This window comes from Cupriavidus sp. 09_S30, from assembly GCF_056930435.1.
Genome location: NZ_JBXOWI010000002.1, coordinates 1,294,030 through 1,309,756, shown reverse-complemented (window position 1 = coordinate 1,309,756; position 15,727 = coordinate 1,294,030). Strand labels below are relative to the sequence as shown.

General features: G+C 69.9%; 8 protein-coding genes. 5 read left to right on the top strand and 3 right to left on the bottom strand.

Going from position 1 to position 15,727, the window contains the following annotated elements:
- Positions 1-143 precede the first annotated feature (143 nt).
- Both AC1Z3O_RS25985 and phaZ read left to right on the top strand, forming a co-directional pair.
- Entirely contained in the window at positions 144-2,168 is a 2,025-nt protein-coding gene (locus tag AC1Z3O_RS25985) for an acetyl/propionyl/methylcrotonyl-CoA carboxylase subunit alpha (protein WP_483518869.1), read from the top strand.
- Between the two features lie 411 nt (positions 2,169-2,579).
- Positions 2,580-3,803, top strand: a complete 1,224-nt coding sequence (phaZ, locus tag AC1Z3O_RS25980; protein ID WP_483518867.1) for a polyhydroxyalkanoate depolymerase — start codon at positions 2,580-2,582, stop codon at positions 3,801-3,803.
- 41 nt (positions 3,804-3,844) lie between these two features.
- Here the strand turns inward: phaZ and uvrA are convergent, their stop codons facing one another.
- Positions 3,845-9,727 (bottom strand): excinuclease ABC subunit UvrA, encoded by a 5,883-nt coding sequence (gene uvrA, locus AC1Z3O_RS25975; RefSeq protein ID WP_483518866.1) that lies wholly within the window; start codon positions 9,725-9,727, stop codon positions 3,845-3,847.
- A 179-nt stretch (positions 9,728-9,906) separates the two neighbouring features.
- On the opposite strand from uvrA, the gene AC1Z3O_RS25970 reads away from it, so the two are divergent.
- Both AC1Z3O_RS25970 and AC1Z3O_RS25965 read left to right on the top strand, forming a co-directional pair.
- The gene (locus tag AC1Z3O_RS25970; RefSeq protein ID WP_483518864.1) at positions 9,907-10,200 is read left to right on the top strand and encodes a hypothetical protein; all 294 of its coding nucleotides are present in this window, start codon (positions 9,907-9,909) and stop codon (positions 10,198-10,200) included.
- Between the two features lie 182 nt (positions 10,201-10,382).
- Positions 10,383-11,570, top strand: a complete 1,188-nt coding sequence (locus AC1Z3O_RS25965; protein ID WP_483518862.1) for an AI-2E family transporter — start codon at positions 10,383-10,385, stop codon at positions 11,568-11,570.
- Positions 11,571-11,624: 54 nt separating this feature from the next.
- On the opposite strand, the gene AC1Z3O_RS25960 is transcribed toward AC1Z3O_RS25965, so the two are convergent.
- Positions 11,625-13,136, bottom strand: a complete 1,512-nt coding sequence (locus tag AC1Z3O_RS25960) for a class I adenylate-forming enzyme family protein (RefSeq protein ID WP_483518860.1) — start codon at positions 13,134-13,136, stop codon at positions 11,625-11,627.
- A gap of 110 nt (positions 13,137-13,246) precedes the next feature.
- Positions 13,247-14,896: an acyl-CoA dehydrogenase family protein gene (locus tag AC1Z3O_RS25955; protein WP_483518858.1), complete on the bottom strand. Its 1,650-nt coding sequence runs from the start codon at positions 14,894-14,896 to the stop codon at positions 13,247-13,249.
- A gap of 152 nt (positions 14,897-15,048) precedes the next feature.
- On the opposite strand from AC1Z3O_RS25955, the gene AC1Z3O_RS25950 reads away from it, so the two are divergent.
- Positions 15,049-15,699: a TetR/AcrR family transcriptional regulator gene (locus tag AC1Z3O_RS25950; RefSeq protein WP_483518856.1), complete on the top strand. Its 651-nt coding sequence runs from the start codon at positions 15,049-15,051 to the stop codon at positions 15,697-15,699.
- The last annotated feature ends 28 nt before the right edge of the window (positions 15,700-15,727 follow it).

The following is a 15,727-nucleotide window of genomic DNA, read 5'->3' as shown; positions in this document are numbered from 1 at the left end:
GCATGCGCCAGCACGAAGGCATCTGCGACACCACGGCGCCGGCCTATCGCCCGCCCCGTTCCCGACCAAGGGGAAGGGGAAGTGAACCGAGCGCACATCAGACAAACACCGGTCCTGCCCGATACCACACTGGTAGATAGAACATGTTCAACAAGATCCTGATCGCCAACCGAGGTGAAATCGCCTGCCGCGTGGCAGCCACCTGCCGCCGGCTTGGCATCCGCACCGTGGCGGTGTACTCGGACGCCGACGCCGATGCGCGCCACGTGGCCTTCTGCGACGAGGCCGTGCACATCGGCGGGGCCGCCGCACGCGACAGCTACCTGCGCGCCGAGCACCTCATCGAGGTGGCGCGCGAGACCGGCGCCCAGGCCATCCACCCCGGCTACGGCTTCCTCTCCGAGAACGAGGGCTTCGCCGAGGCCTGCGCGGCCGCCGGCCTGGTCTTTATCGGCCCGCCGGCCTCGGCCATCCGCGCCATGGGCAGCAAGAGCGCGGCCAAGCAGCTGATGGAGACCGCCGCGGTGCCGCTGGTGCCCGGCTACCACGGCGAGGACCAGGACCCGGCGCTGCTGCGCCGCGAGGCCGACCGTATCGGCTACCCGGTGCTGCTCAAGGCCAGCGCGGGCGGCGGCGGCAAGGGCATGCGCGTGGTCGAGGCGCCCGAGGCCTTCGAGGCCGCACTGGCCTCGGTCAAGCGCGAGGCGCTGGCCAGCTTCGGCGACGAGCGTGTGCTGGTCGAGAAATACCTGACGCGCCCGCGCCATATCGAGATCCAGGTCTTCGCCGACACCCACGGCAACTGCGTCTACCTGTTCGAGCGCGACTGCTCGGTGCAGCGGCGCCACCAGAAGGTGCTGGAAGAGGCGCCGGCACCGGGCATGAGCGAGGAACGCCGGGCCGCCATGGGCGAGGCCGCGGTGGCCGCAGCGCGCGCGGTGGGCTACGTGGGCGCGGGCACGGTGGAGTTCATCGCCAACCAGGATGGCTCCTTCTATTTCATGGAGATGAACACCCGGCTGCAGGTCGAGCACCCGGTGACCGAGATGATCACCGGCCAGGACCTGGTCGAGTGGCAGCTGCGCGTGGCCGCGGGCGAGCCGTTGCCGCTGATGCAGGAGCAACTGCGCATCGACGGCCATGCGCTGGAGGCGCGCATCTACGCCGAGAACCCGGACAAGCAGTTCCTGCCCTCGACCGGCACGCTGCGCTACCTGCGCACGCCGGCCGCGGTGCAGTTCATGCGCGGCGGTGACGCCCACGGCCCGTCCGGCGTGCGCATCGACGCCGGCGTGCGCGAGGGCGACACCATCAGCCCCTACTATGACCCGATGATCGCCAAGCTGATCGTGTGGGGACGCGACCGCGAAGAGGCGCTGTCGCGCATGCGCCAGGCACTGGCGAGCTACCAGGTGGTGGGCCTGTCAACCAATGTGGCCTTCCTGCAGCGGCTGGTGGCCTGCCAGGCGTTCGCACAGGCGGACCTGGACACGGGGTTGATCGAGCGCAACCGCGACGCGCTGTTCCCGCCGCCCGCGCCGGTGGGCATGGAGGGCATCGCGCTGGCGGTGGCGGCGCTGCGCGCGCGCGAAGCGGCCGAGCGCCGCGTCGACGAAGCCGACGCGAACTCGCCCTGGGCGCGCGCCGGCGCCTGGCGGCTCAACGGTGACAGCCACGCCGCCTACCTGTTCCGCTCGCCCGAGGGCGAGCTGCGGGCCAGCCTGCGCAGCAGCGCAGGCGGCGAGTGGCTGAGCCTGGATGGCAGCAGCGCGCCGTTCCGCGCCGTGGCGCATGACGGCAGCTGCACCGTGGTGCTCGGCGATCGCACCGTGCACGGCAGCTACTACCTGGAAGAGGACGCCGTCCACCTGTTCTGGAACGGACGCCAGGTGCGGCTGGAAATCGTCGATCCGCTCGCCCACGCCGGCGAGAGCGAAGGCGAAGGCGGCAAGCTGGCCGCGCCGATGCCCGGCCGCATCATCGCGGTGATGGTGCAGGCAGGCACCGCCATCCGCAAGGGCGATCCGCTGGTCGTGATGGAAGCCATGAAGATGGAACACACGCTGACCGCGCCAGCCGACGGCGTGGTGGGTGAAGTGCTCTACACGGTCGGCGACCAGGTGCAGGATGGCGCCCAGCTGGTGACCCTCGCCCAGCAGGCGGCCTGAGCGCCACCATCGTCCCCGGGCCGCCGGGGACGCCCGGTGCCCCGGCGCAAGTCGGCGGCGCCGCTTCAGGCGGCCTGGTGCGCTCGCGCCCCGCGGCTCGATGGCAGTGCCAGCGCCGTGGGCAGGGCGACGGCGCTGCGCTGCGCCGCCGTGACTTCCTCGCGCCACATCCCGATCCGGCTGGACCCGGCGCGCTCGCACGCATAGCAGAAACTCCCCGTCGCCCACTCTGGGAATTCCCGTGGCGGCGCCTGCACATAGGCCCGGTTACCACCATCCGCCCCACGCCAGATCGAGCTTCCACAGCGGCATCACCCCGCCGCTCAGTCTTGCCGCACTGCCGACGGGGCCTATAGTGGGAAGGGGAACCCAGTCTCCGCCTTCCCCCCGCGCCCGCCTTCCGGAAGCCCCATGCTCTACCACCTCGTCGAGTACCAGCGTTCGCTGCTTTCGCCCATGTCCGACTGGGCCTCCGAACTCACCCGTGCGTTCGCCGACCCAGGCAGCCCGCTGGCGCGCATGCCCGGAGCACCCTGCATGGCGGCGGGCTACGACATGCTGTCGCGCCTGGGGCGGGACTATGGCAAACCCGATTTCGCCATCCCCACCGTGCGCGACGGCGAGCATGAGTTTTCGGTGCAGGAACAGGTGGTGGCAGAGCGCCCCTTCTGCCGTCTTTTGCGTTTCGCGCCTGCGCCGGCGGCGGTGGCGCGGCCGCGGCCCGCCGTCCTGCTGTGCGCACCGCTGGCGGGGCATCACGCAGTGCTGCTGCGCGAAGTGGTGTTGGCGCTGCTGCCCGCTTGCGACGTCTACGTCACCGACTGGACCGATGCGCGCCGGGTGCCATTGTCTGCCGGCGGCTTCCATCTCGACGACTACGTCGAGCACCTGCAGGACTTCATCCGCCTGATCGAGGCGCCGGCTACACACGTGATGGCGGTGTGCCAGGCCACGGTGCCCGCGCTGGCGGCGGTATCGCTGCTCGCCAGCGCCGGCGAAACCCTGCCGCGCGGCCTGGTGCTGATCGGCGGTCCGATCGACGCGCGCCTGAGCCCCACCGCGGTCGACCGGCTAGCGGCGCGGCAGCCGCTGTCATGGTTCGCCCGCAACCTGATTCATATCGTGCCGGCGCACTATCCGGGCGCCGGACGCCGCGTCTATCCGAGTTTCCTGCAGCATGCCGGACTGGTGGCGGCGCATCCGGCGCGGCTGATGGGCTCGCACTGGGACTACTACCTGGACCTGGTGCACGGCGATGCCGCCGCCGCCGCACGGCATCAGCGCGCCTGCGACGAGTACAACGCCGTGATCGACATGGCGGCCGAGTTCTATCTCGACACCATCCGGGTCGTGTTCCAGGAGTTCCGGCTGGCGCGCGGCGAGTGGTCCGTGAAGGGACAGCCGGTGCGTCCGCAGGACATCCGGGACATGACCCTGCTCACCGTGGAGGGCGAGCTCGACGATATCGCCGGACCCGGGCAGACACAGGCGGCGGCTACGCTTTGCCGCGGCCTGGCGCCGGAAGAGAAGCGCCACCTGCTGGTCGCAGGCAGCGGGCACTATGAACTCTTCACCGGCCCGATATGGCGCGAGACGGTGTTCCCGGCGGTTGCCGCGCTGTTCGGCGCGGGGTGAACCGCGCCATGCCATCGCCGCTACCGGCCGGGTACCACTGACTAGCCTGCCGTCGCCTGCCGCCCGCTGGCGGGCGCCTTGCGCGCCAGCACCGGCACCAGCGCCGCGCCGGTATGGCTGGCCTTGAGCCGCGCCAGGTCTTCGGGGCTGGCCGCGCCTACGATGGTGCCGCCGGCCGCGCCGCCCTCCGGCCCCAGGTCCAGGATCCAGTCGGCCTCGGCGATCACGTCGAGATCGTGCTCGATCACCACCACACTGTGCCCGCCGTCCGCCAGCCGGTGCAGTACGCGGATCAGCCTGGCCACGTCGGCCATATGCAGGCCGACCGTGGGCTCGTCCAGCACATAGAGCGTGTGCGGCGCCTTCTGGCCGCGCCGGGTGATGTCGTCGCGTACCTTGGCCAGCTCGGTGACCAGCTTGATGCGCTGCGCCTCACCGCCGGACAGGGTCGGCGAGGGCTGGCCCAGGGTCAGGTAGCCCAGCCCCACGTCCTTCAGCAACTGCAGCGGATGGGCGATGCTGGTCATGGCGGAGAAGAACTCCACCGCCTCGTCGACCTCCATGGTCAGCACGTCGCCGATGTTCTTGCCGCGCCAGGTGACGGCAAGCGTCTCCGGATTGAAGCGCTGTCCGTGGCAGACGTCGCAGGGCACCTTCACATCCGGCAGGAAGCTCATGCCGATGGTGCGCACGCCCTGGCCCTCGCAGGCCGGGCAGCGGCCGTCGCCGGTGTTGAAGGAGAAGCGTGAAGCGCTGTAGCCGCGCGCGCGCGCCTCCAGCGTGTCGGCGAACAGCTTGCGGATGGTGTCCCACACGCCGATATAGGTGGCGGGACAGGAGCGCGGCGTCTTGCCGATCGGGGTCTGGTCGACTTCCAGCACGCGGTCGATCTGTTCCCAGCCGGTGATCTGCTCGCAGCCGTGCCAATCCAGCCGGGCTTCGACCTTGACCTTCGCCCTCGCCTTGCCTGCATCGGCCGCTTCCTTCTGCGCGGCGGCGCGCGCGCGGCGCGTGGCCGGCGACGACAGCACCGAGCGGCCCACCGCATCGAGCAGGTTGGCCATCAGCACGTCGCGGGCGAGCGTGGACTTTCCGGAGCCGGACACGCCTGTCACCGCCACCAGCCGGCCCAGCGGAATCGCGGCGGTGACCTTGCGCAGGTTGTGCAATGCGGCGCCGTGCACCGTCAGCCATTGCGCCGGCTCGGCCTGCTCCTCCGCCCCGCCGGCGCGGCCTGGCCGCACCGGCCGCCGCTCCTGCAGCGGGTGCACCATGGGATTGGCAAGGAAACGACCCGTGGTCGAGTCCGGGCTGGCCTCCAGGTCGGCCACTCTGCCCTGCGCCACCAGGCTGCCGCCGCGTTTGCCGGCGCCCGGGCCAATGTCGATGATGTGGTCGGCGCGGCGGATGGTGTCTTCGTCATGCTCCACCACCACCAGCGTGTTGCCCTTGTCACCCAGCTTGCGCAGCGCGTCGAGCAGGATCTGGTTGTCGCGCGGATGCAGGCCAATGGTGGGCTCGTCCAGCACATAGCAGACGCCCTGCAGATTGCTGCCTAGCTGCGCCGCCAGCCGGATACGCTGCGCCTCGCCGCCCGACAGGCTGGGCGCGGCCCGGTCCAGGCTCAGGTAGCCGAGGCCCACCTCCTCCAGGAATTCCAGGCGGCTGCGGATCTCGCTGACCACGTCGCGCGCGATCTCGGCATCGCGGCCGGACAGCCGCAGGCCGGCGATCCAGGCGCGCGTGTCCGACACCGTCCATTGCGCCACGTCGACGATGGCGCAGGCATCGAAGGTGACCGCGCGCGCGACCGGGTTCAGGCGCGTGCCGCTGCAATCGGGGCACGGCGTCTCGCCCACGCCTTCGGGCTCCTGCTCCTCCGAAGGCAGGGTCTGCTCGCGCCCACGCCCGTCCTCGGCCATCACCGTATCGTCGTAGGCGGCGCGCTGCTCGCGCGTCAGCAGCAGGCCGGTGCCGACGCAGCTGGTGCACCAGCCGTGCTTGCTGTTATAGGAGAACATGCGCGGGTCCAGCTCCGGGTAGCTGGTGCCGCAGACCGGGCACGCACGCTTGGTGGAGAAGACCTTGGTCTCGCCCACTCTCCCGGTGCCGCCGCCATTGCGCATGGCGTGGTCGAGCCCGTCCAGCGGCGCCAGCAGGTGCATCACGCCCTTGCCGATCTCCAGCGCCTGGGCCAGCAGCTCGCGCAGCCGCGCCTCGTCATCGGGCGAGACCACCAGGTCCCCCACCGGCAGTTCGATGGTGTGTTCGCGGAAACGGTCCAGCCGCGGCCACGGGTCGACCGGCAGGAACTCGCCGTCCACGCGCAGATGCGTGTTGCCGCGAGCCTTGGCCCATTTGGCCAGGTCGGTGTAGACGCCCTTGCGATTCACCACCAGCGGCGCGAGCAGCCCCACATGCTGACCGCGGTAGTCACGCAGCAACTGCGCGGCGATCGATTCCATGCTCTGCGAGGTGACGGGCGTGCCGTCGTGGATGCAGTGCTGGATGCCCAGCTTCACGTAGAGCAGGCGCAGGAAGTGCCAGACCTCGGAGGTGGTCGCCACCGTGCTCTTGCGCCCGCCGCGCGATAGGCGCTGCTCGATCGCCACCGTCGGCGGGATGCCATAGACGGCATCGACCTCGGGGCGGCCCGCCGGCTGCACAATGGAACGCGCATAGGCATTGAGCGATTCCAGGTAGCGGCGCTGGCCCTCATGGAACAGGATGTCGAAGGCCAGCGTCGACTTGCCCGAACCCGACACGCCGGTGACCACGTTGAACTTGCCGTGCGGGATCTCGACGTCGAGCGACTTCAGGTTGTGCTCGTGCGCGTTAACGATGCGCACCGCCTGCTGGGCCGTGGCTGCGCGGCGCGCGCGCGCGGCCTGCAGCGCGGTCTGCAGCGGCATGCCCTCGCCATCGCGCACCTGCGGCGCGGCCGCGCGGGCCATGGCCGCCATCGCGTATTCATATTGCGCCAATGCCTGGCCCGTATGCGAGCCGGCGCAGCGCTTGACCTCGTCCGGGGTGCCGGCGCACAGCAGGCGGCCGCCCGCGTCGCCGCCCTCGGGGCCGAGGTCGATCAGCCAGTCGGCGGCGCGGATCACGTCGAGGTTGTGCTCGATCACGATCAGCGAATGGCCGCCGTCGAGCAGCTTGCCGAAGGCGCGCATCAGCTTGGCGATATCGTCGAAGTGCAGGCCGGTGGTGGGCTCATCGAACATGAAGAGCTTGCCTTCCTCCGGCAGCGGCTTGACGCGGCCGCTGGTGGCCTGCGCGGTCTCGGCCAGGAAGCCGGCCAGCTTGAGCCGCTGCGCCTCGCCGCCCGACAGGGTCGGCACCGGCTGCCCGAGCTTGACGTACTCCAGCCCCACGTCCTCAATCGGCTGCAGCACGCGCAGCACGCCGGCGTCGCGCGCAAACAGCGCGGCCGCCTCGCTGACTGTCAGGTCCAGCACCTCGGCGACGTTGAGCAGGCGCGGCAGGCCGTCGGCGCCGGTGCGCTCGATCTTCACCTCCAGCACTTCGGCGCGGTAGCGCGTGCCATCGCAGTCGGGGCAGCGCAGGTAGACGTCGGAGAGGAACTGCATTTCCACGTGCTCGAAACCCGAGCCGCCGCAGGTGGGGCAGCGCCCGTCGCCGGAGTTGAAGCTGAAGGTGCCGGCCGTGTAGCCGCGCTGCAGCGCCAGCGGCGCCTTGGCGAAGAGCTTGCGGATCTCGTCGAAGGCGCCCACGTAGCTGGCCGGGTTGGAGCGCGCCGTCTTGCCGATCGGCGACTGGTCGACGAAGACCACGTCGCTGACCTGGTCCGCGCCCGACAGCGCGCGATAGGCGCCCGGCGCCTCGGTGGCCTTGCCGAAATGGCGCGCCATGGCCGGGTAGAGCACGTCCTGCAGCAAGGTGGACTTGCCCGAGCCCGACACGCCGGTCACGCAGACCAGCCGGTGCAGCGGGATCGACACCGTTACGTCCTGCAGGTTGTGCTGGCGCGCGCCTTCCAGCACCACGCTTGGCGTGTCGGGCGCGACCGGACGGCGCTGCCACTGGGTCGCGTCGGCCACGCGGCGGCGGCCGCCCAGGTAGTCGCCGGTCAGCGTGGGCTCCGCGCGGATCTCGCCGGGCGTGCCGTCGAAGACGATGCTGCCGCCGCGCTCGCCCGGCCCCGGGCCCATGTCGATCAGGCGGTCTGCGGCCAGCATCACGGACGGATCGTGCTCGACCACCACCAGCGTGTTGCCCGCATCGCGCAGGCGCTGCATGGCCTCGACGATGCGGTTCAGGTCGCGCGGGTGCAGGCCGATGCTGGGCTCGTCCAGCACGAACAGCGTGTTGACCAGGGAGGTGCCCAGCGCCGTGGTCAGGTTGATGCGCTGCACCTCGCCGCCCGACAGCGTGCGGCTCTGGCGATCCAGCGTGAGGTAGCCCAGGCCCACGTCGCACAGGTATTTCAACCGCGTGCGCACCTCGGCCAGCAGCAGCTTGAGCGCGTCGTCCAGCATCGCGCTGGGCAGCGTGAGCTCGTCGAAGAAGCGGCGGATGCGCTCGATCGGCAGCAGCATCAGGTCGTGCACGGTCAGGCCCGGCAGCGCCTCCAGCTGGGCACGGCTCCAGTCCGCCCCGCGCGGCAGGAAGCGCTGCTGCGACGCCAGCACGGCATCGGCGTTGGCGCGGCTGCCCAGGCGCCACAGCAGCGCCTCGGTCTTCAGGCGGGCGCCGCCGCAGGTTTCGCACGGCGTGTAGCTGCGGTACTTCGACAGCAGCACGCGGATGTGCATCTTGTACGCCTTCGACTCCAGATAGCTGAAGAAGCGCATCACGCCATACCACTGCTTGTTCCACTGGCCGTCCCACTCCGGCGAGCCGTGGATGACCCAGTGGCGCTCGGCCTCGCTCAGCTTGTCCCAGGCGATATCGCGCGGAATGCCGGCGCGCGCGGCGTAGCGCATCAGGTCGTCCTGGCACTCCTTCCAGGCCGGCGTCTGCATCGGCTTGATGGCGCCGTCGCGCAGGCTCTTGCGGCCGTCCGGGATGACCAGCCCCAGGTCCACGCCGATGACGCGGCCGAAGCCGCGGCAGGTCTCGCAGGCGCCGTAGGCGGAATTGAAGGAGAACAGCGCCGGCTGCGGCTCGGCGTAGCGCAGGTCGCTCTCCGGGCTGTGCAGGCCGGTGGAGAAGCGCCACACCAATGGCTCGGCGTCTTCGGCCAATACGTAAACATCGACCCGGCCGCCGCCGCGCTTGAGCGAGGCCTCCAGCGCCTCGATCACGCGGGGCTTGTCGGCGCCGGGCAGGCGGAAGCGGTCGGCCACCACGTCCAGGATCTTGCGCGGCCCGGTCGCCGAATCGACCACCCGCTGCGCCTGCACCCGCGTGTAGCCGCTGACCGACAGCCACTGCTGCACCTCCTCCTCGGTGGTGCTCTCGGGCAGCTCCACGGGGAAGGTCACCACCAGCCGCGCGCCCTCGTGGGCCGTGCCGGGCGCGGTGCGCGCCAGCAGTTCGGCGTGGATGGTCTCCGGCGTGTCGTGGCGCACCGGCAGCGCGGTCTCGCGGTCGAACAGCTCGGCCGCGCGCGCGTACAGCAGCTTCAGGTGGTCGTTCAGTTCCGTCATCGTGCCGACAGTGGAACGCGAGCTGCGCACCGGATTGGTCTGGTCGATGGCAATGGCCGGCGGCACGCCGTCGACTCTGTCCACCTGCGGGCGGTCCATGCGGTCCAGGAACTGGCGCGCATAGGCGCTGAAGGTCTCGACGTAGCGGCGCTGCCCCTCGGCGTAGAGGGTGTCGAAGACCAGGCTGGACTTCCCCGAGCCCGACGGGCCCGTCACCACGGTCAACTCGCCTGTGTGCAGGTCGAGGTCAACGTCCTTCAGATTGTGCTGGCGCGCGCCACGGATGCTGATCAGATTTTCGCTGGACAATTTGTTCTTCCAAATCAACGCATTACATGCAATCCAGCGCCATCCCGAGGCGCGGAAAGCCACAGTATCACACCAAAAGAATCAGACGTTCTGGCAGGCGCTTCCGATCGGTCGACCGGTTCCATCGCGCGCCGCGCTCGGATTATACTGTATATCCGTACAGTATCGTTACGAGCACCATGCCAGCCTTTCTTGCCACATCCATCCTGCTGGAAGCCGACTTCCTGCCCGGCGACCGCGAAACGGTGCGCCTGCCATGCAACACCGTCGTCGTGCACAACGGTGCCGTCAGCGTGCGCGGCGTGGAGACGTGGCGCATCGAAGCGCTGCGCTGGCAACCCGACAGCCTGGCCTTCGAGGCGGCGGGCGAATGCCATCGCTATCGCGTCGGCCGCCCGGCCCTGGCAGGCGCGCTGACTGCCCGCTTCCCGATCCGCCTGACCAGTGCGCCTACCGACGCCGGGCGAGGCTGACGTGCCATACCCCCGCGCGCGCGCCGGCCTGTCACGCGGACTTGGTAAGCTCTCGTCTTCGATCCACCGGCTGCGGCAAGCCGCGCATGCCGGTTGACGGCATCACGACACGGCGCCCCCGGGGGCATACGCGCGGCCGGAATGCGAAACGAAAAACCGTGACAAGGACAGGTGACAGGGACATGCGTGACAAAGAGAAGGCCGAGATGCAGCAGGTTTCCTTCTATCTGGTGCTGGTGGCGGTCTCGGTGGCCTTCTGCTTCGTGCTTTGGCCCTATTCCGGCGCGGTCTTCTGGGGCGCCGTGCTGGCCATCATCTTCCATCCGGCCAATCAATGGCTGACGCGCAAGCTGGGCGGCCGCGGCAATCTGGCCGCGCTCGCCACGCTGGCGGTCTGCGTTCTGATCGTGGTGCTGCCGATGGTCTTCCTGGCCGTCGCACTGGTGCAGGAGGGCAATGCCCTGTTCCAGGAGATCCGCACCGGGCAGATCAATTTCGGCGCCTACTTCCAGCATGTCATCCAGGCCCTGCCGCCATCGCTCGGCGGCCTGCTGCAGCGGCTGGACCTGGCCGACATCGGCGGGCTGCAGGCAAAGCTCACCGCCGGCGCGGCGCAGGCCAGCCAGTTCCTCGCCACGCAGGCGTTAAGCATCGGCCAGAACACCTTCCAGTTCATGGTCGGCTTCGGCGTCATGCTCTACCTGCTGTTCTTCCTGCTGCGGGACGGCCAGGAGATTTCGCGGCGCATCATCCACGCCATCCCGCTGGAAGCGGGACACAAGGACCACCTGCTGCGCAAGTTCACCACGGTGGCGCGCGCCACCGTCAAGGGCAATCTCGCCGTGGCCGCGGTGCAGGGCGCGCTCGGCGGACTGATCTTCTGGGTTCTCGGGATCCAGGGCTCGCTGCTGTGGGCAGTGCTGATGGCCTTTCTCTCGCTGCTGCCGGCGGTCGGCGCCAGCCTGATCTGGGGGCCGGTGGCCGTCTATTTCCTGCTCACCGGGGCAGTTGGCAAGGGCATCGGCCTGGCCGCCTTCGGCGCCATCGTGATCGGGACCGTCGACAATGTGCTGCGGCCCATCCTGGTCGGCAAGGACACTCGCATGCCCGACTGGGTCGTGCTGATCTCCACGCTGGGCGGCCTGTCGCTGTTCGGCCTGAACGGCTTCGTCATCGGCCCGCTGATCGCGGCGCTGTTCATCGCCACCTGGGACCTGTCCACCGCCACGCGCGAGGAGATCGCGCGCCGCGACGGCCTGGCCGGCACCGGCGCCAGCCGTGTCGACAAAGGCGGGCCCGCCAAGGACGCCGCGGCCGGCGTCGGCCCCGACACTGCCGCCGGCCAGGGGCCCGGCGGCCGCTCGGAGTAGGCTGGCCTGCCGCTGGCCGGGCTATGTGGGCACTCTGGGCGATGCGGGGGCCTGCTACCGCCCCCGCAACACGTGCTTCATCAGCTTGCCCGTGGGCGTGCGCGGCAGCGTCTCGTGGAATTCAACCAGGCGCGGAATCTTGTAGCGCGCGATCAGCGGTGACAGGAAGGCGCGCAAGGCCTCCGCGTCGGCCTGCTCGCGCGCCGCGCCCGGCTTGAGCACGATGCAGGCGATCACGGTCTCGCCCCACTCGGGGTGAGGCCGGCCGATCACGGCCACGTCCTGCACCAGCGGATGCGCGGCCAGCGCGTCCTCCACTTCCTTGGAATAGACGTTCTCGCCGCCGGTGATGACCATGTCCTTGGCACGGTCGACGATGTACAGGTAACCGTCCTCGTCGACCCGCGCGAGATCGCCGCTGGCATACCAGCCTTGAGAGTCGATGGCCGCGCGCGTGGCCTCGGGATCGTCCAGGTAGCCGGTCATCATGGCGTCGGAACGCAGCTGGATCTCTCCGACTTCGCCCGGCCCGGCGGCGCGGCCCTCCGTCGTGACCACGCGCAACGCCACGCCCGGCATGCTGGCGCGGCCGATGGACCCCGCGCGCGTCAGCGCGTCCTCGGCATAGAGCGCGGTGCCCAGCGGCCCGGTCTCGGTCATGCCATAGACCTGGATGAAGTTGTGCGAGCGATAGGCTGCCACCAGCCTGCGTGCCATATCTGCGCCGAGCGGCCCGCCACCGTAGGTCCACAAGCGCATCGAGCTCAGGTCATAGGTTTCGAAGTCCGGCACCACATGGAGCGGGGCCAGCAGCGCAACCGGTGCGCAGAATGTGCTTGTGGTGCGTTCCTGTTCGATGATGCGCAGGAAGGCGGCCGGTTCGTAGTCGCGCAGCAGCACCACGGTGCCGCCCATCAGCAGCGTGGACATGGTCCAGTTGTTCAACGGCGAGGCGTGCCAGATCGGCATGGCGATCAGCATGCGCTCCTCGCGCGTGATCGACATGCCTGCAGCGGTGGCCAGCGCAGCGGCGAACACATTGGCATGCGAATGCAGGCAGCCCTTGGGCTTGCCGGTGGTGCCCGAGGTGTAGAGGATCTCGGCAAGCTCGCCGTCTTCCGGCACCACGCCCTCGGTCTCCTGTGCCGCCGCCACCAGCGCGTCGAAATCGTCCACGCCGTCGGCCGGGCTGCCGGTGCAGAGCCGGCGCACCGGCGTTGCCAGCCGTGCCATCACGGCGTCGAGGCGGCCATCGTGGATGCAGAGCCGCGCGCCGCTGTGACGCAGGATGTAGTCCACCTCGGCCGCCTGCAGCTTGTGGTTGACCGGCACCACGGCGGCGCCCAGCCGCAGCGCGCCGAACATGGCGACGAGGAAGCCGGGCGTGTTCGCGCACATCAGCGCCACGCGGCCGCCGCGCACCACGCCCAGGCTGCGCAGCACGGTGGCCGCGCGGCGCGTCATCGCGTTGAAGTCCTGATAGCTCAGGGTCTCGCCTTCGAAGCGTATGGCAGGCCGGCCTGGCTGGTTGCGCACCGTGGCCTCGAGCATCGCGATCAGGTTCATGCAGTGTCTCCGTGCGGTAATTGTTATGGTTGACGCGGCGGCGGCCCTGCACGGCCCGCCGCGCGGCCGCGGGTGACGGCCGGCCGCCGCCCTTGTCCTGCGGGGCCGGCTCAGGCGGCCCAGGCCATTTCCAGCAGGCGCGCCTCGTCCTCGCCGCTGGCCAGGCCCGAGCTGATGCCGGGCACCGCACCCCAGTCGGCGTCGAACCGGCTCGCCAGGTAGGCCTCGGCCGCCAGCGGGTCGGCGTGCCGCAGCATCAGGCAGGCCTGGGCGGTCAGCGCAAGGCGCGTGGTGAACCGGCGCGCCTCGGCCTCCAGCGTCTCGGGCGGCAGCAGCAGCGCGTCCTGCAGCTTGCCGATGCTGGCGGCGACGCGCGCATCGCCGCCGCCCAGCTCGCGCAGCCGGGCCAGCACGGCGCCGAAATCGTCGGGCTTGCGGCTGATGGCGCGCAGCACATCCAGGCACATCACATTGCCCGAGCCCTCCCAGATGGAGTTGACCGGGGCCTCGCGGAACAGCCGGCCCATGGGACCTTCCTCGACATAGCCGTTGCCGCCGAACACTTCCATCGCCTCGCCCGAAAGCTCGACCGCCCGCTTGCAGATCCAGAACTTGGCCGTCGGCGTCAGCACGCGCCGCCAGCCCACCAGCGCGGCATCCTCGTCGGCGAAGGCGCTGGCCAGGTCCATCGCCAGCAGCATGGCGGCCTCGCTCTCCAGCGCCATATCGGCCAGCAGCCGGCGCATCAGCGGCTGCGCCACCAGCTTCTTGCCGAACGCGGCGCGATGGCGCGCATAGTGCAGCGCCTGCACCAGCCCCTGGCGCAGGAAGCCTGCGCTGGACAGCGCGCAGTTGAGCCGGCTGTAGGTGGCCATTTCGAGAATGGTGGGAATGCCGCGCCCCTCCTCGCCCACCAGGATGCCCCAGGCCTCCTTGAGTTCCACCTCGCTGCTGGAATTGGAACGGTTGCCCACCTTCTCCTTCAGGCGCTGGATCTCGACTGCGTTCTTGCTGCCGTCCGGCCGCCAGCGCGGCACATAGAAACAAGACGAGCCGGCCTCGGTGTTCGCCAGCACGAGGTGGGCGTCGCACATCGGCGCCGAGAAAAACCACTTGTGCCCGGTCAGCAGGTACTCCGCGCCCCGCCCCTCGCCACGCAGGCTGACGGCCCGGGTGGTGTTGGCGCGCACATCGGTGCCGCCCTGCTTCTCCGTCATGCCCATGCCCACGCAGATCGAATCCTTGGAGGCGATGGGCAGGTCGCGCGGATCGTGGTCACGCGCCAGCAGCTTGGCGGCGAGCTGCTCGTACAGCGCAGGCTCCTTCTGCAGCACGGGAATGCAGGCCTGCGTCATATTGGTGGGACACAGCGAGCCGGACTCGATCTGGCTGTGCATATAGAGCGAGGCGCCGTAGCCGGCCCAGGCAGACGGCCGGGTGTCGGCGAACGGCAGGTTGGCCAGGCCGCTGCGCCGCGCGATCTGCATCACCTCATGCCAGGCCGGGTGGAAGCGCACCTCATCGATGCGCTCGCCGGTGCGCGAGAACGTGTGCAGCTCCGGTGTGTGCCGGTTGGCATCCTCCGCCTGGCGGATGGTCTGTTGCGCGCCCAGCAGCGCGCCCTGCCGGCTGAGTTCGGCCGCGTGCCAGCCGGCGCCACCGCGCTCGACCGCGCGCTGCAGCGGCACGTCGGTGGCGAAGAGGTTGTAGTCCTTCAGTTCGGGTACCTGGTTCTTGACGTCGTGTGTCTTCCATTGCATGGCGGGTCTCCTTGGTGCTGCCAGGCGGGCCGTGTCGCGGCGGATGCGCCCGGGAAAGCGCGCCGCTGCGCCGTGGCGGGCGCGCCCTTGATATAGTCGAGCGGTCATTCTAGGAAGGAATGCGCACGCGCATGTTCGGCTTCAGGAGAGCCATGCCCCCACCCGCCAAAGCCCCGTCAAACACGCGCCGCAAGCCGGTCCAGGCCCGCTCGTGGCAGACCTCGCTGGCCATCCAGGAAGCCTTTGTTCGGCTTTTGGTGCAGACCGGCGACTACGGCGGCATCAAGATCCGCGCCATCGTCGACCTGGCCGGCGTCGGCCTCGGGACCTTCTACGAGTACTTCAGCAACAAGGAGGAGCTGGTGCGGGTCTGCCTGCACCTGCGCACCAAGGGCATCCTGCAGGCCATGAATGACGTGCTCGACGCCAGCAAGGGACGCCGGCTGCGGGACATCGTCGATGCGCTGGTCGACGTCAATATCGACAGCCACCGCCCCACGCCCGAACGCTGGGGACCGCTCTACCTGCTGGAGCGCCACTATTCCGGCCAGGCGGCGTACCAGAAGACCTACGACCGCTTCATCGACACCTGGCGGCGTGCCTTCCTGCAGGCGCGCGACTGGCCCGCGGGCGTGGCCGCGGACGAGGCCGCGGCCACGGCCCAGACCGTGGTCTATGGCCTGGTGGCGCGTGCCTGCATCAGCGCAGGCGCGAAGCTGGACCATGAGCGCCTGCGGCAGCAGGTGCGGCTGGCCCTGCACGGCTACCTGCGCGAATCCCGGCGCGCTGCGTCAGCCAGTTGATCCGCAGCCGCTTGATCGGCAGCCCGTC